The 24,525-nt window shown below is 43.9% G+C and carries 25 protein-coding genes; 10 read left to right on the top strand and 15 right to left on the bottom strand.

What is annotated here, in order from left to right; translation table 11 throughout:
* Nucleotides 1-7: 7 nt before the first annotated feature.
* The 5 genes from ACQ4XT_RS19305 to ilvE all read right to left on the bottom strand — a co-directional run bounded on the left by ACQ4XT_RS19305 (nt 8) and on the right by ilvE (nt 6,190).
* Nucleotides 8-1,552: a 2-isopropylmalate synthase gene (locus ACQ4XT_RS19305; protein ID WP_446855191.1), complete on the bottom strand. Its 1,545-nt coding sequence runs from the start codon at nt 1,550-1,552 to the stop codon at nt 8-10.
* Nucleotides 1,539-2,570: a ketol-acid reductoisomerase gene (ilvC, locus tag ACQ4XT_RS19310; protein WP_160912133.1), complete on the bottom strand. Its 1,032-nt coding sequence runs from the start codon at nt 2,568-2,570 to the stop codon at nt 1,539-1,541. The genes ACQ4XT_RS19305 and ilvC overlap by 14 nt, the downstream gene beginning before the upstream one ends.
* 24 nt (nt 2,571-2,594) lie before the next feature.
* Nucleotides 2,595-3,116 (bottom strand): acetolactate synthase small subunit, encoded by a 522-nt coding sequence (gene ilvN / locus ACQ4XT_RS19315; protein ID WP_089654003.1) that lies wholly within the window; start codon nt 3,114-3,116, stop codon nt 2,595-2,597.
* Nucleotides 3,113-4,828 (bottom strand): biosynthetic-type acetolactate synthase large subunit, encoded by a 1,716-nt coding sequence (ilvB, locus tag ACQ4XT_RS19320; protein WP_446855193.1) that lies wholly within the window; start codon nt 4,826-4,828, stop codon nt 3,113-3,115. Before ilvB ends, ilvN begins: the two co-directional genes overlap by 4 nt.
* A gap of 459 nt (nt 4,829-5,287) precedes the next feature.
* The gene (gene ilvE, locus ACQ4XT_RS19325) at nt 5,288-6,190 is read right to left on the bottom strand and encodes a branched-chain-amino-acid transaminase (RefSeq protein WP_446855195.1); all 903 of its coding nucleotides are present in this window, start codon (nt 6,188-6,190) and stop codon (nt 5,288-5,290) included.
* A gap of 505 nt (nt 6,191-6,695) precedes the next feature.
* Between ilvE and ACQ4XT_RS19330 the strand changes: the two genes are divergently transcribed.
* A complete protein-coding gene (locus tag ACQ4XT_RS19330) occupies nt 6,696-6,821 on the top strand; it encodes a YjcZ family sporulation protein (RefSeq protein WP_160913727.1) in 126 nt (41 codons plus the stop codon).
* 511 nt (nt 6,822-7,332) lie between these two features.
* On the opposite strand, the gene ACQ4XT_RS19335 is transcribed toward ACQ4XT_RS19330, so the two are convergent.
* Both ACQ4XT_RS19335 and ACQ4XT_RS19340 read right to left on the bottom strand, forming a co-directional pair.
* On the bottom strand, nt 7,333-7,518 hold the full coding sequence (locus ACQ4XT_RS19335; RefSeq protein ID WP_446855197.1) for a hypothetical protein: 186 nt from the start codon (nt 7,516-7,518) through the stop codon (nt 7,333-7,335).
* 320 nt (nt 7,519-7,838) lie between these two features.
* Nucleotides 7,839-8,078 (bottom strand): ferredoxin family protein, encoded by a 240-nt coding sequence (locus tag ACQ4XT_RS19340; RefSeq protein WP_089653998.1) that lies wholly within the window; start codon nt 8,076-8,078, stop codon nt 7,839-7,841.
* A gap of 289 nt (nt 8,079-8,367) precedes the next feature.
* On the opposite strand from ACQ4XT_RS19340, the gene ACQ4XT_RS19345 reads away from it, so the two are divergent.
* The 3 genes from ACQ4XT_RS19345 (at nt 8,368) to ACQ4XT_RS19355 (ending at nt 12,518) form a co-directional block, all read left to right on the top strand.
* Complete coding sequence (locus tag ACQ4XT_RS19345) at nt 8,368-9,225, top strand: thermonuclease family protein (RefSeq protein ID WP_446855199.1); 858 nt, start codon at nt 8,368-8,370, stop codon at nt 9,223-9,225.
* A gap of 243 nt (nt 9,226-9,468) precedes the next feature.
* On the top strand, nt 9,469-10,482 hold the full coding sequence (locus tag ACQ4XT_RS19350; protein WP_446855200.1) for a TAXI family TRAP transporter solute-binding subunit: 1,014 nt from the start codon (nt 9,469-9,471) through the stop codon (nt 10,480-10,482).
* Nucleotides 10,483-10,547: 65 nt separating this feature from the next.
* Nucleotides 10,548-12,518: a TRAP transporter permease gene (locus ACQ4XT_RS19355; RefSeq protein WP_446855202.1), complete on the top strand. Its 1,971-nt coding sequence runs from the start codon at nt 10,548-10,550 to the stop codon at nt 12,516-12,518.
* Nucleotides 12,519-12,538: 20 nt separating this feature from the next.
* Here ACQ4XT_RS19355 and ACQ4XT_RS19360 read toward each other — a convergent pair whose 3' ends face one another.
* Complete coding sequence (locus tag ACQ4XT_RS19360; protein ID WP_446855203.1) at nt 12,539-13,447, bottom strand: EamA family transporter; 909 nt, start codon at nt 13,445-13,447, stop codon at nt 12,539-12,541.
* Nucleotides 13,448-14,117: 670 nt separating this feature from the next.
* On the opposite strand from ACQ4XT_RS19360, the gene ACQ4XT_RS19365 reads away from it, so the two are divergent.
* Nucleotides 14,118-14,444, top strand: a complete 327-nt coding sequence (locus ACQ4XT_RS19365) for a nucleoside triphosphate pyrophosphohydrolase (RefSeq protein WP_446855204.1) — start codon at nt 14,118-14,120, stop codon at nt 14,442-14,444.
* A 42-nt stretch (nt 14,445-14,486) separates the two neighbouring features.
* Here the strand turns inward: ACQ4XT_RS19365 and ACQ4XT_RS19370 are convergent, their stop codons facing one another.
* Entirely contained in the window at nt 14,487-14,966 is a 480-nt protein-coding gene (locus ACQ4XT_RS19370) for a site-2 protease family protein (protein WP_446855206.1), read from the bottom strand.
* Nucleotides 14,967-15,312: 346 nt separating this feature from the next.
* Here ACQ4XT_RS19370 and rlmN point away from each other — a divergent pair, with 346 nt between their 5' ends.
* Together rlmN and ACQ4XT_RS19380 are read left to right on the top strand one after the other, a co-directional pair.
* The gene (gene rlmN / locus ACQ4XT_RS19375; protein WP_446855207.1) at nt 15,313-16,398 is read left to right on the top strand and encodes a dual-specificity RNA methyltransferase RlmN; all 1,086 of its coding nucleotides are present in this window, start codon (nt 15,313-15,315) and stop codon (nt 16,396-16,398) included.
* 225 nt (nt 16,399-16,623) lie between these two features.
* Complete coding sequence (locus tag ACQ4XT_RS19380) at nt 16,624-17,052, top strand: excalibur calcium-binding domain-containing protein (protein WP_446855208.1); 429 nt, start codon at nt 16,624-16,626, stop codon at nt 17,050-17,052.
* Nucleotides 17,053-17,167: 115 nt separating this feature from the next.
* Here ACQ4XT_RS19380 and ACQ4XT_RS19385 read toward each other — a convergent pair whose 3' ends face one another.
* From ACQ4XT_RS19385 to ccmA, 3 genes are read right to left on the bottom strand one after another with little or no spacing between them, the layout of a single operon-like run.
* Nucleotides 17,168-17,827 (bottom strand): TetR/AcrR family transcriptional regulator, encoded by a 660-nt coding sequence (locus ACQ4XT_RS19385; protein ID WP_446855209.1) that lies wholly within the window; start codon nt 17,825-17,827, stop codon nt 17,168-17,170.
* Between the two features lie 32 nt (nt 17,828-17,859).
* Nucleotides 17,860-18,870, bottom strand: coding sequence for an ABC transporter permease (locus tag ACQ4XT_RS19390; protein ID WP_446855211.1), 1,011 nt, complete (start codon nt 18,868-18,870; stop codon nt 17,860-17,862).
* On the bottom strand, nt 18,867-19,589 hold the full coding sequence (gene ccmA, locus ACQ4XT_RS19395; protein WP_446855213.1) for a heme ABC exporter ATP-binding protein CcmA: 723 nt from the start codon (nt 19,587-19,589) through the stop codon (nt 18,867-18,869). The genes ACQ4XT_RS19390 and ccmA overlap by 4 nt, the downstream gene beginning before the upstream one ends.
* A gap of 260 nt (nt 19,590-19,849) precedes the next feature.
* On the opposite strand from ccmA, the gene ACQ4XT_RS19400 reads away from it, so the two are divergent.
* From ACQ4XT_RS19400 to ACQ4XT_RS19410, 3 genes are all read left to right on the top strand, one after another.
* Nucleotides 19,850-20,032 (top strand): hypothetical protein, encoded by a 183-nt coding sequence (locus ACQ4XT_RS19400; RefSeq protein ID WP_446855215.1) that lies wholly within the window; start codon nt 19,850-19,852, stop codon nt 20,030-20,032.
* Nucleotides 20,033-20,097: 65 nt separating this feature from the next.
* The gene (locus tag ACQ4XT_RS19405; RefSeq protein ID WP_446855217.1) at nt 20,098-20,715 is read left to right on the top strand and encodes a DedA family protein; all 618 of its coding nucleotides are present in this window, start codon (nt 20,098-20,100) and stop codon (nt 20,713-20,715) included.
* A complete protein-coding gene (locus ACQ4XT_RS19410) occupies nt 20,706-21,518 on the top strand; it encodes an undecaprenyl-diphosphate phosphatase (protein ID WP_446855218.1) in 813 nt (270 codons plus the stop codon). Before ACQ4XT_RS19405 ends, ACQ4XT_RS19410 begins: the two co-directional genes overlap by 10 nt.
* Before the next feature lie 27 nt (nt 21,519-21,545).
* On the opposite strand, the gene ACQ4XT_RS19415 is transcribed toward ACQ4XT_RS19410, so the two are convergent.
* From ACQ4XT_RS19415 to ACQ4XT_RS19425, 3 genes are all read right to left on the bottom strand, one after another.
* Nucleotides 21,546-21,800, bottom strand: a complete 255-nt coding sequence (locus ACQ4XT_RS19415; RefSeq protein ID WP_446855219.1) for a phage holin family protein — start codon at nt 21,798-21,800, stop codon at nt 21,546-21,548.
* A gap of 124 nt (nt 21,801-21,924) precedes the next feature.
* Nucleotides 21,925-23,058: an alanine dehydrogenase gene (ald, locus tag ACQ4XT_RS19420; RefSeq protein WP_446855220.1), complete on the bottom strand. Its 1,134-nt coding sequence runs from the start codon at nt 23,056-23,058 to the stop codon at nt 21,925-21,927.
* 22 nt (nt 23,059-23,080) lie between these two features.
* Nucleotides 23,081-24,421, bottom strand: coding sequence for an aspartate aminotransferase family protein (locus ACQ4XT_RS19425; protein ID WP_446855221.1), 1,341 nt, complete (start codon nt 24,419-24,421; stop codon nt 23,081-23,083).
* Nucleotides 24,422-24,525: the final 104 nt, after the last annotated feature.

Here is a 24,525-nt window from a genome sequence, read left to right on the forward strand (position 1 = left end):
CCTTTAGTTATACTTGCACCCTTTGAAAATTCTCCATTTTGCTTCTATATAATGTGCGGTTTACTGCATTCAAGAAGGCGTGAGCCGATGCTTCCAAGACATCCTGCGCAGAGCCCCGGCCAGATGCTTTGATTCCATCGACGGTCAATTGAACGTGGACTTCTGCTAGAGCGTCGCGCCCTTTACCGATGGAACTCAATTGATAATCCTGAAGATGAACATCGGCATCAATCAAGTCATCCAGTGTGTTGTAGATCGCTTCGACGCTTCCTTCTCCCGTATTGGCCTTCTCGACTTCTTCTCCATCCGGACGGGTCAACAGAACAGTCGCCGTCGGACGGTTGATGCTTCCATATTGAACCTGGAAAGCTTTCAACTCGTATTTAGGCTGATCTTCGTTTTCCGTCTGCGTGTCTGTCAGAATGGCGAAGAGATCATCATCCGTCACTTCTTTCTTCTTGCCTGTCAGTGTCTTAAATGATTCAAAAGCTTCCTTCAGCTTGTTTTCATTAAGATCAAATCCAAGTTCTTCCGCTTTCTGTTTGAACGCATGTCTTCCGGAGTGTTTTCCTAACACCATTCGATTGGAATCGATGCCAACCATCGCTGGGGTGATAATTTCGTAAGTCGTCGATTCCTTCAACATGCCGTCCTGGTGAATTCCGGATTCATGGGCAAAAGCGTTCCGCCCGACAACGGCTTTGTTGCCTGGTACCTGCATCCCTGTCAAGCGACTGACAAGATCACTCGTCCGCTTGATCTCTTTCAGTATAAGACCTGTTTCAAAATCGAAACGATCTTGACGGATTTTCAATGCGACAGCGATTTCTTCCAGCGCTGCGTTTCCAGCGCGCTCTCCGATGCCATTGATTGTCCCTTCAATTTGTCTCGCTCCGTTTTCAATCGCAGCCAGGGAGTTGCTTACGGCCATTCCCAAGTCATCGTGATTATGTGTAGACAAGATTGCTTTGTCGATGTTCGGTACGTTCTCTCTTACATATCGGAAAAGTCGACCGATTTCGTCTGGTGTTGTGAAGCCGACGGTGTCCGGAAGGTTGATGACACTCGCTCCCGCATCGATCACCTTTTCGATAATATGGACGAGAAAGTCTTGATCAGATCTCAGCGCATCTTCTGCTGAAAACTGGACATGTGGAAACCTCTCTTTCGCATAGGTAACCATTTCTACCGCTTTTTCCACCACCTCATCTGGTGTCTTCTTCAGTTTATGAGTCATATGAATTGGGGAAGTAGCGATGAAAACATGCAGCCTCGGCTCCGCTCCGCCTTTCAGTGCTTCCCATGCAATGTCGATGTCACGTTTGTTTGCTCGCGCTAAGCCGGTTACCGAACAACCGCGGACGGTATCAGCGATCTCTTTGACCGCTTCAAAATCGGCTTGAGAGGAAGCGGGAAAACCCGCCTCCATAATATCTACACCTAAACGTTCCAGCTGTTTGGCAATTTCCACTTTTTCCAAACGATCCAAATTGACACCAGCGGATTGTTCTCCGTCTCTCAAGGTTGTATCGAAAACGTTAACGTGAGCCATGTGTGACCACATCCTTTTCTTTGGATTGGGACTTCTTGACGAACGGCATCAGTTCACGGAGCTCTCTACCCACCTTCTCGATTTGATGATTGTTTTCACGGGCATTGATTGCATTGAACTCTGGACGATTCACTTGGTTCTCAAGGATCCAGCCTTTGGCGAACTTCCCTGTCTGGATATCTGTCAACACATCTTTCATGCGGGCTTTCGTACTTTCATCGACAACGCGTGGACCGGATACGAAGTCACCCCACTGAGCAGTATCAGAGATGGAGTAACGCATGCCTTCAAGTCCGCCTTCGTACATCAAGTCAACGATCAATTTGAGCTCGTGCATACATTCGAAGTACGCCACTTCCGGCTGATATCCGGCTTCTGTCAACGTTTCAAAACCAGCTTTCACAAGGCTTGAAAGTCCACCGCAAAGGACGGCCTGTTCACCGAAGAGATCCGTTTCCGTTTCTTCCTGGAAGGATGTTTCAAGGACTCCTGCACGGCCACCGCCGATTCCTTTCGCGTAAGCAAGAGCGATTTCTTTCGCTTCCCCAGTGACGTCTTGCTCGACACCGATCAGTGCCGGTACACCTGCGCCTTCTTCAAACGTACGGCGGACAAGGTGTCCTGGTCCTTTTGGTGCTACAAGGAAAACATCAACATCTGATGGAGGAACAACTTGGTTAAAGTGGACATTGAATCCGTGAGCGAATGCGAGTGCTGCTCCGGATTTCAAATTCGGTTTGATGGACTCTTCATAGACTCTCGGCTGATATTCATCCGGGAGAAGAACCATGACCACATCAGATTCCGCTACAGCATCAGCAACACTTTTCACTTCAAGTCCATCTTGTTCCGCTTTGTCCCATGACTTTCCTTTACGAAGACCGACAACGACGTTATGACCGCTTTCCTTCAAGTTTTGAGCGTGGGCATGACCTTGAGAGCCATAGCCTACAACAGCGACCTTTTTATTTTTTAGTACCTCGTCTTTGATATCGTTGTGATAATATACGTGTGCCATTTTTACATCCATCCTTTCGGGAAATTATTTTAATAGAGAGTAGGATTTGAATTCTGCTACTTGCGGCTGATGACCGCGGGTGAATGCCGTTAAGCCTGTTCTGGCAAGTTCTTTTATGCCATAAGGCCTTAATAGATCGATGAGCGCATCGACTTTATCCGATTTACCTGTCACTTGAACCGTAACGCTCTCTTTACTGACATCAATGATTGATGCACGGAACGGTTCGATGATGCCCTGGATCTCACTGCGGATCTGTGGGTTGCTGATCACTTTCACCATCGCAAGCTCCCGAGCGACAATCGCTTTGTCTGTGATGTCTGATACTTTCAGAACATCGATTTGTTTGTTCAGCTGTTTGGTCAGCTGCTCGAGCTTGCGGTCATCCTCGACTTCCACGACGAACGTCATTTTCGAGACGCCTTCGGTCTCCGTACGTCCGACAGAAATGCTTTCAATGTTGAATTGCCTTTTGGCAAGTAATCCTGTTACCCGGTTCAGCACACCGCTTCGATTATGAACGGTTGCTGTGACGATTCGCTTCATCGTTTCACCCCAATCATTTCATGTAGTCCTTTTCCTGGTGCGATCATCGGATAGACGTTCTCTTTTTGAAGGACACGGCAATCGATGACCGCCGGCTGATCATCCCCCAGTACTCTCGGCAGGACTTCCAAGAGTTCTTCCTGTGTTTCAATCTTATAGCCAGGGACCTGGTAGCTTTCTGCTAGTTTTACAAAGTCCGGCTGGACGTCGATGATCGACTCAGAGTATCTTTCACTGTAAAACTTCTCCTGCCACTGCCTTACCATTCCTAACGCCTGATTGTTGACGATCAGTACTTTGACAGGCAGTCTCCGTTCTTGTAAAACAGACAGCTCCTGAAGCGTCATCTGAAAACCACCGTCACCAACCACAGCGACACATGTGGAATCCATGTCGGCGAGCTGTGCTCCGATTGCTGCCGGGAACCCATAGCCCATCGTGCCAAGTCCGCCTGAGGTGACCCATCGGTTCGGCCGATCAAATTGATAGTATTGGGCCGCCCACATTTGATGCTGTCCGACATCTGTCGTAACGACTGCTTCTCCACTGGTATATTCATAGACTTTCTGCATGAGCCACTGAGGAACGATGAGTTCATCCGGCTGATCATGCCATAGTGGATAATCGATTTTGTTTTGGCTGATCGCATCCATCCACCCTTTATGGTGCAGCCCTTTCACAGTTTTTGCGTTCAAAGCTTCCAGTGCTGCTTTGGCATCCGATACGATCGGAATGTGCGTTGGAATGTTTTTCCCGATTTCAGCAGGATCGATATCGATATGGGCGACTGTCGCGTTTGGTGCGAAATGTTTCAAGTTTCCTGTCAGTCTGTCATCAAAACGAGAACCGATATTGATCAGCAAGTCGCATTCGTAAAGAGCCGTGTTTGCGGAATAAGTTCCATGCATTCCAGCCATTCCAAGGGACAAATCACAGGTACCCGGGTAACTGCCAAGTCCTAAAAGCGTTGTCGTAACCGGCAGTTGGTAATTTTGGATGAATGTTTTTAACTCTTCCGAAGCACCTGCATGAATGACACCGGATCCTGCGAGTACCACCGGTTTTTTCGCTTCCACAAGTGCGTCATGCAACTTACTGATTTGAAGTGGATTCGGTTTGACGGTCGGCTGGTAACCGGGTAAGTGAAAGTCGCTCTTTACTTCCTTTTCGTAAACCGTAGAACTAATGTCTTTCGGAATATCCACAACAACCGGTCCTGGTCTTCCTGTCGTTGCGATATGAAAGGCTTCATTCACAATCCTCGGCAGGTCCTCGATTTCCTGGACTTGATAATTATGCTTGGTAATAGGCGTCGTGATCCCCATGATGTCTGATTCCTGGAAAGCATCGGTTCCGATGACACCTTTGGCAACCTGCCCGGTAAAAATTACGAGGGGAATGGAATCCATCATCGCATCCGCAATACCTGTAACTAAGTTTGTTGCTCCTGGACCAGACGTTCCGATGACGACCCCGGCTTTGCCTGATACCCTCGCATATCCTTCCGCAGCGTGAATCGCTCCCTGTTCATGTCTTGGAAGAATGTGATCAAAACTGCCTTCCGCCCGGTAGATCGCATCATAAATCGGTAAAACTGCGCCACCTGGATATCCGAATAACGTTTTGACACCCTGACCGATTAAAGCTTCCACTAGCAAATCGGCTCCTGTCTTCGTCGCGGTCTGCTGTTCCGCACTTGCCTGTGCCTTCATTTTTTCATCCCTCCTGTGTTGAACGTATCTTTTATGAAAAGCGGATATTGACTATAATGCCTTTCCGCTTTCGAACCTTTCGTCTTTCGAACAAAAAAGAGACCTTCTTCCTCCTCAAATTCCTGCAACACAACAACAGTGCTGTAAGAATGTGAGGGGTGAAAAGGTCTCTCTTTACTTCCACGGTACCACCCTCATTCGTGAAGCTCTCAAAAACAAGCTCCACCTCATGGGATTCATCATGAACCCCTTTTGATAACAGGTGTGGTGAAACACCTGGTCCCGCCTACTAGATGAACGTTCAGCGTGGACACTCAAGGATGATGTCAGAATAAGATGTATTTCCGGGCTTCCAGCAACCCCGGCTCTCTGGGAATACAAGCACTTATTCTTTTATTCCTTTCATCGTGTTCGTGTGATTTACTTTTCAAATGCCTCAAACTCTGTACGGGTTCTCGCTTAACTCACGTTCGCTTGATCTTTGCTGTACACTTTGTATCCGTCTGTTGTCGTTACTTTTCTGAATTCTGAAAGCAGGTGGTTTGTGACAACACCAGGTTTCCCTTCTCCAACTTTACGCTGATCGACTTCTACGACAGCGATCACTTCTGCCGCTGTACCTGTCAAAAATACTTCATCCGCGACGTAGACATCGTGTCTCGTAAACGGCTGCTCCTTGACTTTGTAGCCTTTATCTTCAGCTAAATCGATGATGGCGTTACGGGTGATTCCTTCTAATGCACCTAAATATGTCGGCGGTGTAAGGATGGTTCCATTCTTCACGATAAAGATGTTGTCGGCGGAACCCTCCGTCACATAGCCTTGATCATTCAGCATGAGAGCTTCATCGACGCCTGCCTGATTGGCTTCCATTTTCACGAGGATGTTGTTTAAGTAATTCAACGATTTCACTTGGGGCGGTAACACGTCCGGTCGATTCCTTCTGCTTGAAACAGAGGCAAGGCGGACCCCGCGTTCATATAATTCTTTCGGGAACAAAGCGAGTGCTTCAGCAATGACAACCAAACGAGGATTTGCACAGCTGGCTGGGTCCAGACCCAGGTTACCGGCGCCTCTGGAAACGACGACGCGGATATAAGCAGTTTCCAACTGGTTACGGCGGACCGTTTCAGCAATAATCTCTTCGAGTTCCTCCTTGCTATGTGGAATCTCAAGCATGATTGACTTTGCTGAATCATATAGACGGTTCAAGTGTTCATCGAGCTTAAAGATGTTTCCTTCGTATACACGAATACCTTCGAACACCCCATCTCCATATAAGAAACCGTGATCATAAACGGAAACAACGGCTTCTTCTTTCTTCACGTATTCGCCGCTCATATAAATCCATTGGCTGCTCATTTTCAGCACTCCTTTCTTTTATAGTTTAATGTTTGAAATGATTAAAGAATGATAAAGAAAATGTGGACCCTTCTGGTAAGTGGTGATCTTACATTTTCAGGGTCCCAATCTCAGGTCTTTCCCATGAACCAACCGGACGATTGAAGTCATCGATGTGGTTGATTGAGGACTACTTTAAACCCATTTCGAGGGAAGGTCAACAGGTTTTAAGCAAATTTTCTGAACACTCAAAAGATTCGATGTACAGGTAAAGCGCTTACACCGTTGAGAGGCTTGACATCCCGTTTCTTTTTCTCCTTTCTTTTTTTCTTTTTTATCTCAAATGAGCGTGGATTCACCTTAAAAACATTAGATAAACCATAGGCGATTATTCGCAATGATTCTTCAAGAAAACCACTTTTCTGTACTTGGGAGTTTCAAATAAATAAATGCGGACATTCGCCCTGCCTTCGAAGCCCGTCCCTTCATACTGTGTCGTATAGGATTAAAAAAGGTGGTGAAAGATATGGGCTGGTATGGTGGCTGCGGCGGTTACGGCGGCGGTTATGGCGGTGGATACGGAAGCACTTTCGTATTGATCGTTGTATTGTTCATCCTTTTGATTATTGTAGGAGCTTCTTTCTACAACTAAAAAACCTTTTCGTGTGAACCACCTTTACCCGTTATAAGTGGTTCACACAAAAGCGGATGGTATCATTACAACCTTCCGCTGATCAGGTATGTATAAAAAAAGAACCAGAGGTCATCACCACCTTCTGGTTCATTGTTCGTTATCTTTGCAATTGAAAGAATTTGGGAGAAAAATTGTTTTCTCAATATAGGTTTGGTTATAATAGACGGCGAGACATATTCTCTACAACCTCTACCTGTAGAATGTCTCCCTCTTTCAATACCAGAGCGTACACGCTCTGGCTTTTTTTACGCAAATGCATGTTTATTATATCAATATAATGAACACACTCTTTTTTATGGGCCGGTTTCATCATGTTCTTCATCGCCGCACACCGGCCTGTCTATAAAGTCATTTTAAAATCACTAAAGACTTGTAATGAAAAAATGCATAAAGAAGCGAGTCGCCTATGTAAGATAGCCGGTTCGCTTCTTTTTAGCTGAATGCTTTTCCATTTCGAAATTTCCTGGTATTAATTTTCCAGTGCACACTCTCTTTGATACTCCAAGTTGATGAAAATTTGCTGTAACTCCGGCAAAGTCATCTCAATCGTCCTTTTTCCAAAGGCATCCTCTGTGTAACCTAAATCCCTCAATTGATCGATCAAATGGTATCTTTCTTGATATGAACCTTCGGGGGGATAAACTGACATGAGCATCCAATCAACTCCTGCACAAAGATTATTTTATAAGTTCTTTCTATTCCCATACCCCTTATTCCTCTTTTAAATCACAAAAAATTATCAAAATAATCTGATTTCAACAAAAAATTACATAGATGAACCTCTAAAAAACCAACAAACACCGATTTCTTATAAGTTCTTTGATTTTATTAAATTTTGTTAAGATCTTTTTTTTACAAAAGTTCCTTTTACTCGAAGACTCAGTTTCGAGACTTTTGTTAAGTGGGTGGGGCTGTGGGGAAAGCAATGAATAATAACACAAATAAAAAAACGCCCATGGGATGGACGTTTTTTCTTTATATGTTGCCGAAGAACTTCTCCGCTTTTTCTAAATACGGCTCTTCCTCAGGCATCAGCTCATACTCTTCGACAATCGCATCTACCGGACAAACCGATACACACGCACCGCAGTCTATGCAGATATCAGGGTTGATGTAATACTGGTCTTCCCCTTTTTCAATACAATCGACAGGACAAACGTCTACGCATTCCCCGGCTTGTTCTCCCTGGCACGGTTGTGTAATGACAAATGCCATATGTATCTCTCCCTATTTCCTTATTATTAATAGTGTCTCGAAAAGCAAGGGGTTTTGTCAATCTTTGTACTTTTTATTCTATCATATACCACAGCGTGTGTTTATAGAGAGTACGCCTACTTGGTACGTTTGCCAATGGAAATAGCGGCTAGTAGAATAAAGATAGCAATTGAAAGGTTGGGACAATGATGAAAACGCACGAAATCTGAATGGAGGATTTGGATTTCTGCGTTTTTTATTTTTCCACCCTGTCTCCATTCTATGGTTAGAAAAGGAAGGAGGGATGTCCATGTCCTCATGGATACGACCTTTTCTTGGTCACACCGTGTTGCTGGTTCTATCCATTTTTTTACTTACCGGTTGTACCGAAACCCAGCCAGTAGAAGAAGAGTCTGAAAGTCAAACCCAACAATCACAAAATTCCGAAGCAAGTGCCCCCTTGGAAAAAGAGGAGGAAGCTCTCCCAGAAAAGGATTCAAAGACTTCTGACGAAGGTAAACAGCCAGGAGATGTTGATGCTACGGTTACGAACGTCGTGGACGGAGACACCATCGATATTATGATCGACGGCAGAGAAGAGCGCGTCCGTTTGTTACTTGTCGACACGCCCGAAACCGTTCATCCCGACAAGCCTGTGCAGCCCTTTGGACCTGAGGCAAGTAACTTTGCAAAGGAAAAGTTGTCGGGAAAAGAAATACGTTTCGAATATGACGGCCCGAAGCGTGATCATTATGACCGGCTTCTTGGTTATGTTTGGGTTAACGGAGAGAATTTCAACCAGCATTTACTGGAAAAAGGACTTGCCCGATATGCATACGAATATGATCCACCCTACGCTCTTTCAGCCTCTATGAAAAACGCAGAGACTCGTGCCAAACAACAAGGGAAAGGGATTTGGAGCATGGAGGGTTACGTTACGGATGAGGGGTTCCAGCAAGACAGTTCATCAAAAGAGGAGGAAATACCAGCTCCCTCCCCCTATGAAGGTAGTCTTCCTTATGATCCTCAAGGACCAGACAGGGACTGTGGTGACTTTTCTTCTCAAGAAGAAGCACAAGCCTTTTATGAAGCAGCAGGAGGGCCCGACCAGGACCCACACCGATTAGATGGACATGATCAGGATGGTCTCGTTTGTGAAAGTTTGTAAGTAAATAAAAATGGTCGATCCAAGTGAAGTTTTCTTTCCTCTGTGATCGTTTGAAGAGGGTCTCCTACCCGGAGATCCTCTTCTTTTTATATCCCCCGCCCTTCAATCGTCTTAATTTTTGTAATATTATTGTAATTCATCCATAAACAAGGTAAAATCATGTAAATATAAGGAACTTTTTGATTTAAATGGAGGAATTTACTCCTTTTAAATTAATCCAATTTCATAATAGGGGGTCTTCAAATGAAAAAGTATTCATGGCTGATGTTCGTTCTCCTCTTCACAGTAAGCTTATTCTTGAGTGCTTGTGGTGAAAGCGGGACAAGCGGTTCTGCAGGAGAAGACGGCGGAAGTGATGGTGGCGAAGAAATGACAAACCTTACAATGGGTACAGGTAGCGTCGGAGGCGTTTACTATCCACTTGGAGGAGAAATGGCGAACCTTTTTGCAGACAATATTGACGCTGAGGGATTTGACGTTAGTTCTGTAGAATCTGGAGCTTCTGTTGAAAACATCGCCAAAATTCAATCCGGAGATTTCCAGTTGGGGATTGCCCAGAATACGACAATGATTAATGCTGTCGAAGGAATGGGTGAATTTGAAGGAAAAGATGTCGGAAATGTAGGTGTCATCGGCTCCCTTTATCCAGAGGCGCTTCAAGTAGTCACGCTGGATTCTACAGGAATTGAGTCCATAGAAGATCTTAAAGGTAAAAAAGTAGCGGTCGGACCTCCAGGTGGAGCGACTCGTGAAGCTGCTGAGATGGTTCTTTCCGCTTATGGCATTGAAGAAGGCGACTATGAAGCGTTCGAAGAAGGATTTGGTGACGCGAAGAGTAAACTTCAAAACAATACAATCGATGCCTCTTTCGCAGTTGTAGGGGTTCCATCCTCAACAACGGATGAGCTAGACGCGGCTACAGGAGAAGTAAAATTCCTGAACATTGAAGGGGACGCTTTAGAAGAAGTTGTTGCCAACAGTCAATATGAAGCCTACACGGTCGAACCAGGAACGTATGAGTGGCAGGAAGAGCCTGTTGAAACCATTACTGCAATGGCACTTCTCCTCGGTTCAACAAGCCAGATCAGTGAAGATTTAGCGTATGAAATGACAAAAACACTTTATGAAAATGCTGGTGATATGTCAATCGCTCAAGCGAAGCTGGTCACTCAGGATAGTGCTTTGACAGGTGCACAAGAGCTACCGCTTCACCCTGGAGCAGAAAAGTATTTCAAAGAAGCAGGCATTTTAGAATAATGGCAGCGAATGGAACCGGACATTGTTTTTGTCCGGTTCTTTAAAGCGCTGTTTTATGAAAAAGAATGGAGGTAAGAGGCGTGACAAAAAAAGACAATAAGGAAGTCGACAAGCAGGAAATGATGAAAAAATACGATAAAGAGAGCACATTCCGAACCAACCTAGGAGCCTGGGGTTGGGTGACATTGATTCTTGGCAGCGCACTTACTATTTTCCAGCTATATACGGCTTATCGTGGCGCATATGTTTCACTCATCCAGGGTGCCATCCACCTGGGAGCGGCGCTCTGCTTAGTCTTCCTTCTCTATCCGATTAAATCTTCTTTGACGGGCAAGCGCGGCATCCCATGGTATGATTTTATCTTTGCTGCGATCGCTCTATATGCGAACTTTTATATCATTCAAAATTATGACCGTCTCATCAATGATGCGATTATATTCGGCTTCACCTATATGGATCAATTCGTTGCAACCGCCGGCATCCTTTTGTTACTTGAAGCAACCAGGCGAGTCGTCGGACTTCCAATTGTCATCATAGCTATTGTTGCCCTGCTTTATGGGATGTTCGGAAACTTCATTCCTATCATTGGTCATGCAGGTAATGACTGGCCGACGCTCGCAACAAAGATGTTTTTCAGTTCCAGTGCTATATTTGGTATTCCGATTCAAATATCGTCGACCTATATTTTTCTATTCCTTTTCTTCGGAGTCATTCTCGTCAAAACGAACATTGGACAGTTTTTCAATGATCTTGCCCTTCGTTTAACAGGAAAATATACGGGCGGAACGGCCAAAGCTGCAGTTGCCGCAAGCGGGCTTCAAGGAATGGTAAGCGGGAGCTCTGTCGCCAATACTGTGGGCTCTGGATCGTTCACCATTCCGATGATGAAAAATGCAGGGTTTAAACCTCACTTTGCCGCAGCCTCTGAAGCTTCTGCATCCACCGGCGGGCAGCTTATGCCTCCGATCATGGGCGCCGCAGCATTCATCATGGCATCTTATACAGGAATCCCTTATAACGAAATCATCGTCATTGCGATTGTTCCCGCTCTTTTGTACTTTTCAGGAGTCTTTTTAGGTACACATTTTGAAGCAAGAAAACAAAACATCCGTGGACTTTCAAAAGAAGAACTTCCTAAAACGAATAAACTAATCAAACGACTGGACTTGTTCCTTCCGCTCGTCATCATTATCGGATTCCTCCTTGCAGGACGGACTCCGACGTATGCCGCTTTATTTGCAATCGTGACAGCTTTTGTTATCAGTTTTTTCCGTAAAGAAACACGCATGTCTTTAAAAGGGATCATCAAATTGCTTGAAGAAGGAGCCCGCGTCGCCCTCCCCGTCATTGCTGCCTGTGCGACTGCAGGAATCATTGCCGGGACAGTAACGACGACAGGCCTCGGGCCTAAAATTGCCGGAGGAATTATCGATCTTGCTCAGGGGCAGTTTTTCCTTGTCATGTTCTTCACAATGATTGCCTGTATTATTTTAGGGATGGGGCTCCCTACAACAGCCAACTATGTTGTAACCGCTACGATGGCGGCTCCAGCCTTATTAGCATTTGATGTTCCGGTTATTGCTGTTCACATGTTCGTCTTCTATTTCGGAATTGTCGCAGACATCACCCCTCCGGTTTGTCTCGCTGCTTATGCAGGGGCAGGAATTGCCGGGGCCAATCCGATGAAAGCTGGTGTAACCGCGGTAAAACTGGCAATAGCTGCGTTTATCATCCCGTATGTGTTCGTCACTAACCCGATTTTATTACTGCAGGGGGACGTCAATGCATTCAACTTATCTACCAGTGTCATCACAGCCTTATTAGGAATGGCAGCCATCAGTGCCGCACTGATTGGATTCTTCGCCACGAAAGTCACGTGGGTGGAAAGAATCGCACTCGTCGCTTGTGGACTGATGCTCGTTTATCCGAACCTCGTCATCTCCCTTATTGGATTAGGCGTCTTCGGAGCCATTTCTGTTTTCCAATATGTAAAAAACAAAAAAGAGGATTCCTCAAAGCAGGAAGCTGTCGTGTAAATCAAAGCCAGACCTCTTAATTAAGAGGTCTGGCTTTTTCTTTCCTCTTTATCTTTAAACCATAACCCTCCCAGCTCATTAATGAAAATTGCTGTAACGATCAAAGTCACCCCCACCCACTGTATCAAGGAAACCGATTCAGAAAGGATAATCATGGCTGAAACGATGGCCACTGGAAGTTCAATAGAACTCAAGACATTCGCAAGTCTTCCAGAAATCAACGGAGCGCCCTGAGCAAAAAATAATGGAGGGATGACCGCTCCTACTAAAGCCACTCCTGCACCTATGATCCACAAATCCTCCTCTAATAGAGGAAGTGTGGGGAGGTCCTGAGCAAAAACCACCAACACAAGAAGCAGCGACCCGGTCACCATCAGCGCACTTCTTGCGATCGGGTCGGTTTTTGTCGCGACCTGTCCGCTGAAAAAGACAAAACCTGCATAAGAAAAGCCGGAGAGCAGTCCAAGCAAAAGTCCTGCGATTGGAAGATTAAAAAAGCTTCCACCTATCACACCAGAGGCGCATACTACCCCGAGAAGAGTCACAACTAAAGAAAGGAAATTGATCCTTGTAGGAATAACTCTCGTAAATATCCATTCGTAAATCATCCCAATCCAGACGAATTGAAATAAGAGTATAATGGCAATCGATGCTGGTAAATACTGCATCGCACCATAGTAAAAGATACTGGTCAAACCAACGGATGTGCCGGTCAACATGATTTTGAAAAAATCTTTTCTGCTCATTCCTCTCAAAGAAATCCTTTTGAAGAAGCTGATCAACCATAAAAATACAACGGCGATCCCCATTTGTACTATGTTCAGCTCCCCGAGCGTGTACCCTAAAGAAAAACCTGTCTTCACAAAAATCGGTGTGAATCCAAAGCTCGCAGCCCCGAAGAGAACGAGAGTAATCCCTTTCCCTTTCATACATCCCCTCCTCCTTTCCTTAGGGATTCTCATTTCATACCTTCATTCATCTACCATTCGTAATCATTAAAAAAGGCCCCTCTCTAAAAGAGCGGCCAAGTTTATGTTTTTGAATTATACGATCCTCTTAATCAATCTTCCTATCGTACGTGGAATGAATAAGAGAATATCTACGATAGTATGGATCAACGAGCGAATCATTTTCATGTTCATTCCTCCTTTATTTGATATATAAATACATACCTCAAAGAAAGAAGGATAAAACTCTGCAGCGTTATTTAGGGTAAAATGTCCCAAAACCAATCGAACATCCTGACATAAATAGATAAACAGTCGCCATCATCCTGCCCTACATCTGATGAGAGCCCTGCAGTAACAGAACGATTGGAAAAAAATAAGCGCCGGAATGATTTGAAGAGTCTGTGTACTCCCTTTATTCTACATTGATGATGTAGAAATAAGCGGAAATGCCATAGATGTGAAAAGTGATTTCTGGGAAAAACGGTTCTATTAATATTTCTTTCAAGATGCAGACAAGCAGCCCCTCTTGTCTGCATTTACTTTTACCCTTTCCTCACCATCTGTTATATCAATTAGTTCATGATATTTAATTGTTTTCTTTTTCCCGGAAACGGTTAAGTATGGGTATAGCCGAAAGGAGAGTGGAACATTGACAAAGCACAACAAACTAGTTCGAGATCACATCCCTAACTTATTAAGAGATTCGGGAAAAAACATCCGTACTCGAACCCTTAATAAAGAGGAGTATGATGATTCATTGAAACACAAATTGAAAGATGAAGTCGAAGAATATTTCAATATGGATGAAAATAAAGATTCCCTGACGAAACTTGCAGACCTTCTGGAAGTCATTCACGCTTTATCTTATACCCACGGGGCCACTATCGAAGAACTTGAACATATTCGTCAACACCGCAGAAAAGAGCGAGGAGCATTCTTTAACCGTACGATGCTTCTGGATATTGAAGATGAGTGACCACCTGAAAGGGAAAGCCTCATTCGCTTTCCCCTCTTCCTATTAATCAATCGGATCTTCCGCTTTTCCATAACGAATGACATCATAGATCGCCATCCCATCACTCGGCTTACCGTCAGCATTTCGATAAGGAAACAGTGAAAAGAAGATGAAATACACAGAGAAATAGGAATACTGATAGAAAAATAAATCCACAGGAAGGACTTCCTGGGTGATCAATACATTCAACATCAGGATGATACCCAAATTAAATAGACTTCCGGCAAGATAGATCGACACATGCGCCCAAGTCTTGTTATAAGAAAGCTTTTCATACTGACACCAGCCCTCCATAAAGTACATACGCCTCACTTCCAAAGGCCCCACATGGAAAAGCAGTTTCCCTGTGCCTATACAGTAGCGTATTTTGCCCCCAAAAATACGGGCGACAACGACATGGCCCGTTTCGTGAACCAGTGTGACGAGAGGCAGAATCAGAAAAAAATTTATGATGAACATAGGAATGTCATTCAATGTAAACATAAGCGTTCCCCCGTTAGAGTGTGAATTAAAGTTCTGAAAAAACACCTTCCCTTTTTCGTAAAAAGATAACGTAAACGCTGAAAATTGCTTCCATAGACTTAGAGAGGTGACCTTTGACTGGTAGAGCTCGGTTCATCGTCATACGCTCATGAAAGTATAGAAGTCCGCCCCCTCACTTGCGCAATATATACATTTACCTTCTGGATATTTCATCCTCATTCAAGAAAAACCTCGGGTGCTTCCCCTTCAAATGTTTGTAAAATTTCAACATTCCTCATACTGTTGTTTAACATCTCAATTTCGAGTATGATAGAAATAGCGATTTTTTTTAAAGAGGAGCGTATTTATGAAACGATCCATTTACGGATTGACGTTTGACCAACTGACTGATTGGCTTATAGATCATGGTGAGAAAAAGTTCCGCTCCAAGCAAATATGGGACTGGCTCTACCAAAAGCGTGTGACAGACTTTTCACAGATGAAAAACGTGAATCAATCATGCATCGATGTTCTCAAAGAACATTTTACGATTGAGACACTTTCTGAAGAAATAAAACAAGAATCAAAGGACGGGACCGTCAAGTTTCTATTTAAATTGGATGATGGGAACGTCATAGAGACGGTTCTCATGCGCTTCAATTACGGGTTGTCCGTGTGTGTAACGACACAGGTCGGCTGCAACATTGGTTGTTCCTTCTGTGCCAGTGGAATTCTGCGTAAGAGCCGTGACCTTTCCAGCGGTGAAATTGTCGAGCAGATCATGCAAGTCCAACAACACCTGGATAAACAAGGAAACGACGAACGTGTAAGCCACATTGTAGTCATGGGAATTGGAGAACCGTTCGATAACTACGACAACTTGATCGACTTCCTAAAAGTTGTAAACGATCAAAAAGGGCTGTCCATCGGAGCGCGTCACATTACCGTTTCCACAAGTGGAATTGCGCCGAAAATGTATGAGTTCGCTGATGAAGGCATCCAGATTAACCTGGCTCTTTCCATTCACGCACCAAATAATGAACTGCGTACTCAAATCATGAAAATCAACCGAGCCTATCCGCTCGAAAAATTGATGCCTGCCATTGATTACTATCTTGAAAAGACGAACAGGCGGATCACCTTCGAGTACATTCTACTCAAGGACGTCAATGACCATAAGAAAGAAGCGGAAGAGCTTGCGGCTTTGTTGAAGGATAAACGACACTTATCCTACGTCAACTTGATCCCTTATAATCCTGTCGCTGACCACCCTTATGAGCGAAGTGAAAAAGAAGCGATTCTTACGTTCTATCAAACCTTGATGGACCGTGGAATTAAATGCGGAGTTCGTACGGAGCACGGTACCGACATCGATGCCGCCTGCGGACAGTTGCGCAGTAAGCAGATTGAAAAAGAAAAAGCACGCAAAAAGAAAAAGATGCAAACAAACTAAAAAGCATGAGGCTACTGCCTCATGCTTTTTTTTTCAGATAGCTTCTTCTAATGGCTGCTATATCCCCTTCCACCTCTTGATCTCAACCCTGTCTCCTTACCACTGCTGAAATTATCTTTATATAAAAGAAAAAATTGGTTTTATATGTATAAATATAGGAAATAGAAGAATATACAAAAATATCCAAAGGGTGATGGGAATCTATATAAAAGGAGTTTTTCATCGATGAAAAAATTCTTAACGATTCTGTTTGCTCTGACTTTAACCTTTGGCAGTGCTGGAGTTATAAGTGCAGACAGTCATGACGGGGACAAAGATTGCAGTGACTTTGATTCTACAGCAGAAGCTGAGCAGTATTGGGAAGAAAATGGATATGATGAAAACAACGATCCAGATAGATTGGATCGAGATAAAGATGGTGTACCATGTGAAAGTTTAGGAAACAGCTCTTCAGAAGATGGATCTGGTGATTCAGAAGCCACAGATGAAGAAGCTATGGATGATTCTGAAGAAAATGGAACACAAGAAGAGTCATCTGACGAAGAAGGCGGAGAGCTTCCAGAAACCGCAACGCCGTATGCTACATATGCGTTACTCGGGATGGGGCTGTTTTTGTTAAGTGGCGGACTGTTGTTTGTACGCAGGGAAAATTAAGTAACCCTACCCATCCCCCTCTTCAGCGAACCTTATATGGTTCGCTCTTTTTTTGGAATCCTCTTCTACTATTAAGAGTAAAACAGGTCTATCCATTTATAGGATAGACCTGTCATCATTTCTGCGCTAATCCATGCATAATAAAGTCAATCGTATCATCGATTTCCTTATCGTCATCCCAGTTTAAATCAGGTGCAATGATAAAACGGGTGACCAGAAACCCTACTACAGATGAGATAATCATACGTATGATGGAGGTATTCGGCATTTCTACAAGTTTTTCTTTTTCTTTTAATTGATTCAGTGCCCCCTCGAATTTCGGGAATATTTCTTCAAGGAAGACTTCTTGAAATTTTTCCTTAAGCTCAGGGTGAAAGGCCATTTCCTGAATCACAATGCGCAAAAGAGGAGCGTTCTCTTTGGCAAATTCAAATCTATTTTTCAAAAGAGTCCGCAATAAACTTTCAAACCCCTCCGGAGGCTCCTCAAAAACTTTTTTGGCGAAATGAGAAGCAAAAAAAGGCAAAGTGAACTGCGTCATAAATGGGGTCACGATGGAGATCAAGAGCTCTTTCTTCGTTTTATAATGACGGAAAATCGTCCCTTCAGCTACATTCGCTTTTGCTGCAATTTCGCTGGTGGAAGAAGAAGCGTACCCTTTTTCAGCAAAGATCTCTACAGCAGCTTTTAATATTTGTTCCTGTTTCGGTGTCAACTTTCGATCTTTTTCTGTAGTCTGTTCTAACGTTTCCACCATTTTTTTAAAGTCAGTCATTCTTCCATCCTCCTAAGGCGTCCATTCTACCATTATAAACGCCGATGCTTCTTCAATGCGAATATATTCAATGTCGTGAACACAGCCGTAAACCCTAGTAAAATATACACGTCCATTTGGATTTCCGCAAAAGAAGCGTCCCGCAGCATAATTCCTCTCAATGCTTCTGCACCATACGTTAAAGGCATCATCTCTCCAATGACCTGTACCCATGTTCCTAGTCCCTCTGTCGGGAATAAACCGGAGAAGAACACCTGAGGAACAATGATCAAAGGAATGAACTGAATCATCTGGAATTCATTCTTAGCAAATGCAGATACCAATGTACCGAGGCTTAAAGCCGCTAGAGCAAGTAAAATGGTAACAATGAGCACGTAAAAGAAATTCCCTTCCATAAACACCCCCAGAATGTAAATGGAAAAGGATGCAATGACGAGTGACTGGAGGATTGTGAACATTCCAAATCCTGCAAGATAACCAAATACGATTTCAGATCGTTTGATTGGGGTTGCCAACAATCGTTCCAGTGTGCCCTGTGTACGTTCTCTTAAAAAAGAAACTCCGCCTACAATAAATACAAAGAAAAAAACGAAAAAACCAATGAGTACAGGTCCTACGTAATCAAATAACCCGAGATCCTCTGACCCATGGTAGTACTCAACGTCCATTGCACTTTGCTGATTCGCCCTTAAAGATTGCAATTCTTTTTGGATGGCCCCTACAGTGTTTGGATCACTGCCCTCCAAAAGCAGGGATATTTCCTGATTCTCCAAATACAAGACAGCATCCAGCTCCCCCTCATCCAGCTGTTCTTCCGCTTCAGAAGAAGACAGTGTTTCAACTACAAGGGTCTCAGACGATATTTTCTTAAGCATGGATTCCGGAACGTCGACGGCTCCTAATTTAAGGGTGGATTCATCATGATCCAGTACCATCCACATGAGCGACAATACAAGGAGTGGGGCAACCACCATCAGGGCAACACTTCGTTTATCCCGCCTGAACTGGAGAAGGATTCTTTTCATGACATGGAAAGTATTCATTGTGTTTCACCTCCGTAATGTAAAAACACGTCTTCCATAGATGATACATTCACCTTGTCCTTCAACATTTCCGGAGTATCCATGGCAATGATTCTTCCTTTTCGGAGCAGAGCGAGACGATCACACTTCTCCGCCTCATCCATCACATGCGTGGTAACAATGATCGTAACACCTTTGTTTTTCAAATCATTAAGTTCATTCCAAATCGACTGCCGCAAAACCGGGTCGATGCCAACTGTAGGCTCATCAAGGATGATCATTTCCGGTTCATGGACAAGAGCTGCAGCCAAGGACAACCGCCTTTTCATACCTCCAGAAAAGGTTTCAACGGGTTGATCTTTAGAAGAGGATAAGTTAACCATTTCAAGTACTTCTCTGATTCTTTTCCTTCTCTTCTTTCTCGATAGGTTATAAATAGAGGCGAAAAAGTCTAGATTCTCCCATGCGGTCAACTCTTGATACAGTGCATCTGATTGGGCCATGAACCCAAATTTTTTCATCTGCGAAAGATGCTGCAAATCGGCCCCATTAAGGGATATGGTTCCTTCTGAAGGTTGTAGAATTCCTGCCATCAGCTTTACAAGGGTCGTTTTCCCTGCTCCTGAAGGGCCCAACAATCCAAAAATCTCACCTTTCTGTATGGAAAGATCCACCTGATCAATGATGGTGACTCTACCATAACGATGAATGACACTCTTCATTTCAACCATAGAATTCATTTTAAACCTCCTCAAAGTGAGTGATTACTCACTTTTATTATACACCGCTTTGTGAACATGTAAAGGAAGTAATCATTTTCAGATCGTCTCTCAGTCTTTTCGAACGAGTGTTTCCAGTCGTGTAGTTATCCTATCTCTAGAGACGGTTTATTCTGTTCATTCAATATTTAATATTTGATATCTATTCGTATTTCCAACTGCTATAATATTCTCAATCACCAAGGGAATGTCTGTTCGTAAATAATGAAAGGGGTAAAACGTTGAAAAAACATGAAGATCGCGACTCCCTCTATTATCTGATTTCAGCAATAACGATCGCTTCGTTTTTCGGAGTCATTTTTTTGGCAGGATGGCTTTCAGGTGCGGACTGGAGGGCCTATTCCATTGAATTCAGTTGGAGTATGTTGAATACCGATACGCTTAAAGACATCTTCACAAACTGATTTCAGGTTCTATTTTGGAAGCTTGTTCGATACAATACATCGATCATCTTTTGGAGGAGAAGTTTATGGAAGAATGGATCATTTGGATGATGGAACAGTTTGGGTATCTGGGGGTTTATGCATTGATGGCGATTGAAAACCTCTTTCCCCCTATTCCATCTGAAATTGTTCTGCCGCTTAGTGGGTTTATGACGGTAAGCACGGATTTAACAATCACAGGTGTCATCCTTTATGCGACTTCGGGTTCTTTGACCGGATCTCTTCTATTGTATGGAATCGGGATGTCCATCAGCAGAGACAAACTGGAAGAGTGGGTGGAACGTCATGGAAAATATCTGCGCCTTACGAAAGCAGATGTGAACAAAGCTTTCCATTGGTTTGAGTCATATGGGTATTGGGCCATCTTTTTTTGCCGCATGCTTCCTCTTGTCAGAAGTTTCATTTCCATACCTGCAGGAATGGCCCGTTTCTCCATCGTTCCTTTTCTTTTTCTTACCTTTTCGGGAAGTTTAATTTGGAATACCGCCCTGATCTACACAGGTGCCATCCTCGGAGATTCCTGGCGCGATATTCTGCACTATATGAAAGTGTACTCCCTATGGACGTATGTCATTATCGCCGTTGTTGCTTTCCTTACCATCTGGTGGATGCGTAAAGCGAAAGGTATTCGTTTATGGAGATGATAGAGTTCCTCAAAGTCGTGATTCTTGGCATGTTTGAAGGTTTGACAGAGTTTGCACCCGTTTCTTCAACCGGGCACATGATACTTGTTGATGAAATGTGGCTGAGGACGGACTTGTTCCTAGGAGACTATGTTGCAAATACGTTTAAAGTGTTCATTCAGCTGGGATCTATTCTGGCCGTCATTGTCATTTTCCGGGATCGGTTTAGAGAACTATTGCTATCTTCACAGAAAAGTGAACGTGCCCGATTAAAATGGACTCATATCCTCACAGGGCTTCTGCCTGCCGCCCTTTTAGGGTTCCTTTTTGAAGATTTCATAGATGAGCATTTGTTCACTCTCGAAACCGTTTTAATCGGATTGGGAGCAGGAGCTGTGTTTATGATAGCGGCTGATTTGCATCAACCTAAAGAATGGAAGAAAAGTGTTGACCAAATCAGTCATAGACAAGCTTTCTCGATCGGTATGTTTCAATGTTTATCCTTATGGCCTGGTTTTTCCCGTTCTGGTGCTACGATCTCTGCAGGGGTTTTAATGGGACTGAGTCACAGAGCTTCAGCAGATTTCACTTTTATCATGGCTGTTCCAATCATGCTGGGGGCAAGTAGCCTCTCCATAATAAATAACCTGACCTATTTCCAATGGACGGCTGTTCCTTATTTTGCAGTCGGCTTCCTAAGCGCTTTTCTTTTTGCTCTTTTATCGATCCGTTTCTTTCTGAAACTGATCAATCATGTGAAATTAATTCCATTCGCCATCTACCGTTTCCTATTAATCGTAGTCATCTGTTTTTTATATTTTTAAGTCAAAAAAGGACTAAGCTAATATTGCTCAGTCCTTTCCGCCATCTTCTTTTTTCTCCAAAAAATACTTAACTCCTGCAACGGTACCGATTCCAAGCAGAGCATACTTCAACCCTTCCACCGTTGATGATGGAGAAATGCCTTGCTGCCAATAAGAAAAAGCCACTCCTAGAACGACAGCAATGATGGGGATGTATCGATTTGGCACACGCTTGGTCTGCCTCATCGCATACAACAATACAGCAAGTCCTGCATATGGGGTGAAGTCAATCATGAAATCCATGGATATATCTCCTTTTATAATGAGAATTCGAGCTTATTCCATGTTATTCATGATGGAGAAGTTTAAGTACTTCTGCCCAACAAATAAGGTCTCGCTTCAATAAGGAACGAGACCTGATCTCTTTTTAAGAAATAAATGATTTTGGACCAATGGCTTTCTCAACTTCTATATAATCCAGCCCGTGAGCGTCTGCAACTTCACAGTAAGTCACACTTCCATTCACAACATTGATCCCCTTCAGTAAGGCGGCGTTTTCCATGCATGCTTTTTGGAAGCCTTTGTTAGCAATCTGAACAGCATAAGGAATCGTAACATTCGTCAGTGCAAGTGTTGATGTTTGCGGAACAGCTCCAGGCATGTTGCCTACCGCATAGTGGACAACCCCATATTTTACATAGGTCGGATCATCATGTGTTGTGACGTGGTCGACTGTTTCGACGATGCCGCCCTGATCGACTGCAACATCTACAATGACACTCCCCCGACTCATTGACTTCACCATCTCTTCGGTCACAAGTTTTGGAGCTTTTGCCCCTGGGATCAAAACCGCACCGATGACCAAGTCAGACTCCCTTACAGCTTCACTCAAATTCAGTGGATTCGAAATGAGCGTATTAATGGAGGAACCGAATATATCATCCAGCTGCCTGAGCCGATCTGGACTGAGGTCGATTATCGTCACATCTGCTCCTAAACCGATGGCGATTTTTGCTGCGTTCGTCCCTACAACGCCGCCTCCGATGATCGCCACTTTCCCACGCTTCACCCCCGGCACTCCGCCAAGTAAAATGCCTTTGCCGCCATGGGTACGCTCAAGATATTGCGCACCTTTTTGTGTAGCCATCCTACCAGCCACTTCACTCATGGGTGTAAGCAAAGGGAGAGATCCATTTTCCGCTTGAACCGTTTCATAAGCAATAGCGACCACTTTTTTCTCTGCCAGTGCTTTTGTCAATTCTTCATCTGCAGCAAGGTGCAAGTACGTGAATAAAATTAATCCCTCATAAAAGTAACCGTACTCCTCGGCCAAAGGCTCTTTGACTTTCAAGACCATTTGCTGGGCCCATGCCTCCGCAGCAGCACCTACTATTTTCACTCCGACTTCTTCATATTGCTGATCAGAAAATCCAGAACGTTCCCCGGCCTTCGACTCTAAAAAGACTTCATGTCCTTCATTGATTAGATTGACCGCACCAGCAGGAGTGATCGCCACGCGGTTTTCATTATTCTTAATCTCTTTCGGTATCCCTATCTGCATTCCAGGTAACCTCCCATCACGGTCATATCGACTGAATCGCCTCTACCACGGTATCAAGCAAGAAAGTCAAATCCTCTTCTTCAATAGACAAAGGCGGGGACAATGTAATGACATTATTGAAGCCAGCTACTGTCATCCCGTTTTTGCCAATCAGTATCCCTTTGTTTTTACAAAAGGCGATGATCTGATTAACTTTCTCCACAGCTAATGGGTCCTTCGTTTCTTTACTTTCCACCATCTCGATACCGATGAGCAAACCCTTCCCTCTTACATTGCCCACATGGTTATGGTTTTGAAGACGCGTGTTCAAATCATTTCTTGCTGCCTCACCTAATTCACGCGAACGGTCAAACAAGTTTTCTCTTTCCATAATTTCAATATTCTTGAGGGCAACCGCACATGCTGCTGGATGACCACCGAAGGTATTGATGTGACGGAAGAAGTCATACGTGTCGTCTCCACAAAAAGCTTCGTACACTTCCCGTTTGACTGCTGTTGCTGAAAGAGGAAGATAAGCACTCGTAATCCCTTTCGCCATCGTAATGATATCAGGCTTTACTCCATAGTTCATAAAACCGAACGGCTTACCTGTGCGTCCAAAACCACAAATCACCTCATCCACGATCATAAGGGCTCCGTGTTTTTCACAAATCGCTTGAACCTCTTTCATATACTGCTCAGGCGGTACGATCACACCACCACCTGTAATAATCGGCTCCATGATCACTCCAGCAATCGACTCACTATATTCCCATGTCATCACATCATCAATTTCCTTTGCTCCCCATTGATCTTTTTCACTATGTTCATTCCGATACTCATCAGGGGGGGCGACATGTAAAAAACCGGGGCCAAGTGGTTCATACTTATATTTCCTCTGTGCTTGGCCCGTGGCAGCTAACGCGCTTGTGGAATTTCCATGATAAGCTCGATACCTTGAAATGAACTTCGTGCGGTAATGGTCTCCTTTCTGCTGATGATATTGACGTACCATTTTAAACGCCGCTTCATTCGCTTCCGATCCACTGTTTGAGAAAAAAACAACATAGTCATCCCCAAGTAACTGATTGATTTTTTCTCCTAATTGAATTGCTGCTTCATGGCTTTGAGTAAGCGGCATATAGGATAGATCCTTGATCTGTTCATAAGCTGCTTTCGCAAGCTCTTCCCTTCCATATCCCACGTTCACACACCATAATCCTGACATCGCATCCAAGAACCGGTTACCGTCTATATCGGTGATCCAGGAACCTTTCGCACTTTTCGCCACCATTGTTGCTACAGGGTTATAAGGTTTCATGGAGTGCCATACGTACTTCTCGTCTTTTGAAAGCAATTCACTTTTTACATCAGCTTTAGTCAACGGAGATTCCTCCTCAATGATCTTTTGTTAGAATTATCTTAATTATCTAACATTTGAGTCACGCTTTCATTAGACATTATGTCAAACAGTCATCTCCCCACTTT

The sequence above is a fragment of the Halobacillus sp. 12SKB genome, assembly GCF_052941655.1.

Bases quoted from the DNA above. Each gene is read 5' to 3' on its own strand.
- ACQ4XT_RS19305 (WP_446855191.1), bottom strand. From the start codon at position 1,552: ATGGCTCACGTTAACGTTTTCGATACAACCTTGAGAGACGGAGAACAA.
- ilvC (WP_160912133.1), bottom strand. From the start codon at position 2,570: ATGGCACACGTATATTATCACAACGATATCAAAGACGAGGTACTAAAA.
- ilvN (WP_089654003.1), bottom strand. From the start codon at position 3,116: ATGAAGCGAATCGTCACAGCAACCGTTCATAATCGAAGCGGTGTGCTG.
- ilvB (WP_446855193.1), bottom strand. From the start codon at position 4,828: ATGAAGGCACAGGCAAGTGCGGAACAGCAGACCGCGACGAAGACAGGA.
- ilvE (WP_446855195.1), bottom strand. From the start codon at position 6,190: ATGAGCAGCCAATGGATTTATATGAGCGGCGAATACGTGAAGAAAGAA.
- ACQ4XT_RS19330 (WP_160913727.1), top strand. From the start codon at position 6,696: ATGGGCTGGTATGGTGGCTGCGGCGGTTACGGCGGCGGTTATGGCGGT.
- ACQ4XT_RS19335 (WP_446855197.1), bottom strand. From the start codon at position 7,518: ATGCTCATGTCAGTTTATCCCCCCGAAGGTTCATATCAAGAAAGATAC.
- ACQ4XT_RS19340 (WP_089653998.1), bottom strand. From the start codon at position 8,078: ATGGCATTTGTCATTACACAACCGTGCCAGGGAGAACAAGCCGGGGAA.
- ACQ4XT_RS19345 (WP_446855199.1), top strand. From the start codon at position 8,368: ATGTCCTCATGGATACGACCTTTTCTTGGTCACACCGTGTTGCTGGTT.
- ACQ4XT_RS19350 (WP_446855200.1), top strand. From the start codon at position 9,469: ATGAAAAAGTATTCATGGCTGATGTTCGTTCTCCTCTTCACAGTAAGC.
- ACQ4XT_RS19355 (WP_446855202.1), top strand. From the start codon at position 10,548: ATGGAGGTAAGAGGCGTGACAAAAAAAGACAATAAGGAAGTCGACAAG.
- ACQ4XT_RS19360 (WP_446855203.1), bottom strand. From the start codon at position 13,447: ATGAAAGGGAAAGGGATTACTCTCGTTCTCTTCGGGGCTGCGAGCTTT.
- ACQ4XT_RS19370 (WP_446855206.1), bottom strand. From the start codon at position 14,966: ATGTTTACATTGAATGACATTCCTATGTTCATCATAAATTTTTTTCTG.
- rlmN (WP_446855207.1), top strand. From the start codon at position 15,313: ATGAAACGATCCATTTACGGATTGACGTTTGACCAACTGACTGATTGG.
- ACQ4XT_RS19380 (WP_446855208.1), top strand. From the start codon at position 16,624: ATGAAAAAATTCTTAACGATTCTGTTTGCTCTGACTTTAACCTTTGGC.
- ACQ4XT_RS19385 (WP_446855209.1), bottom strand. From the start codon at position 17,827: ATGACTGACTTTAAAAAAATGGTGGAAACGTTAGAACAGACTACAGAA.
- ACQ4XT_RS19390 (WP_446855211.1), bottom strand. From the start codon at position 18,870: ATGAATACTTTCCATGTCATGAAAAGAATCCTTCTCCAGTTCAGGCGG.
- ccmA (WP_446855213.1), bottom strand. From the start codon at position 19,589: ATGAATTCTATGGTTGAAATGAAGAGTGTCATTCATCGTTATGGTAGA.
- ACQ4XT_RS19405 (WP_446855217.1), top strand. From the start codon at position 20,098: ATGGAAGAATGGATCATTTGGATGATGGAACAGTTTGGGTATCTGGGG.
- ACQ4XT_RS19410 (WP_446855218.1), top strand. From the start codon at position 20,706: ATGGAGATGATAGAGTTCCTCAAAGTCGTGATTCTTGGCATGTTTGAA.
- ACQ4XT_RS19415 (WP_446855219.1), bottom strand. From the start codon at position 21,800: ATGGATTTCATGATTGACTTCACCCCATATGCAGGACTTGCTGTATTG.
- ald (WP_446855220.1), bottom strand. From the start codon at position 23,058: ATGCAGATAGGGATACCGAAAGAGATTAAGAATAATGAAAACCGCGTG.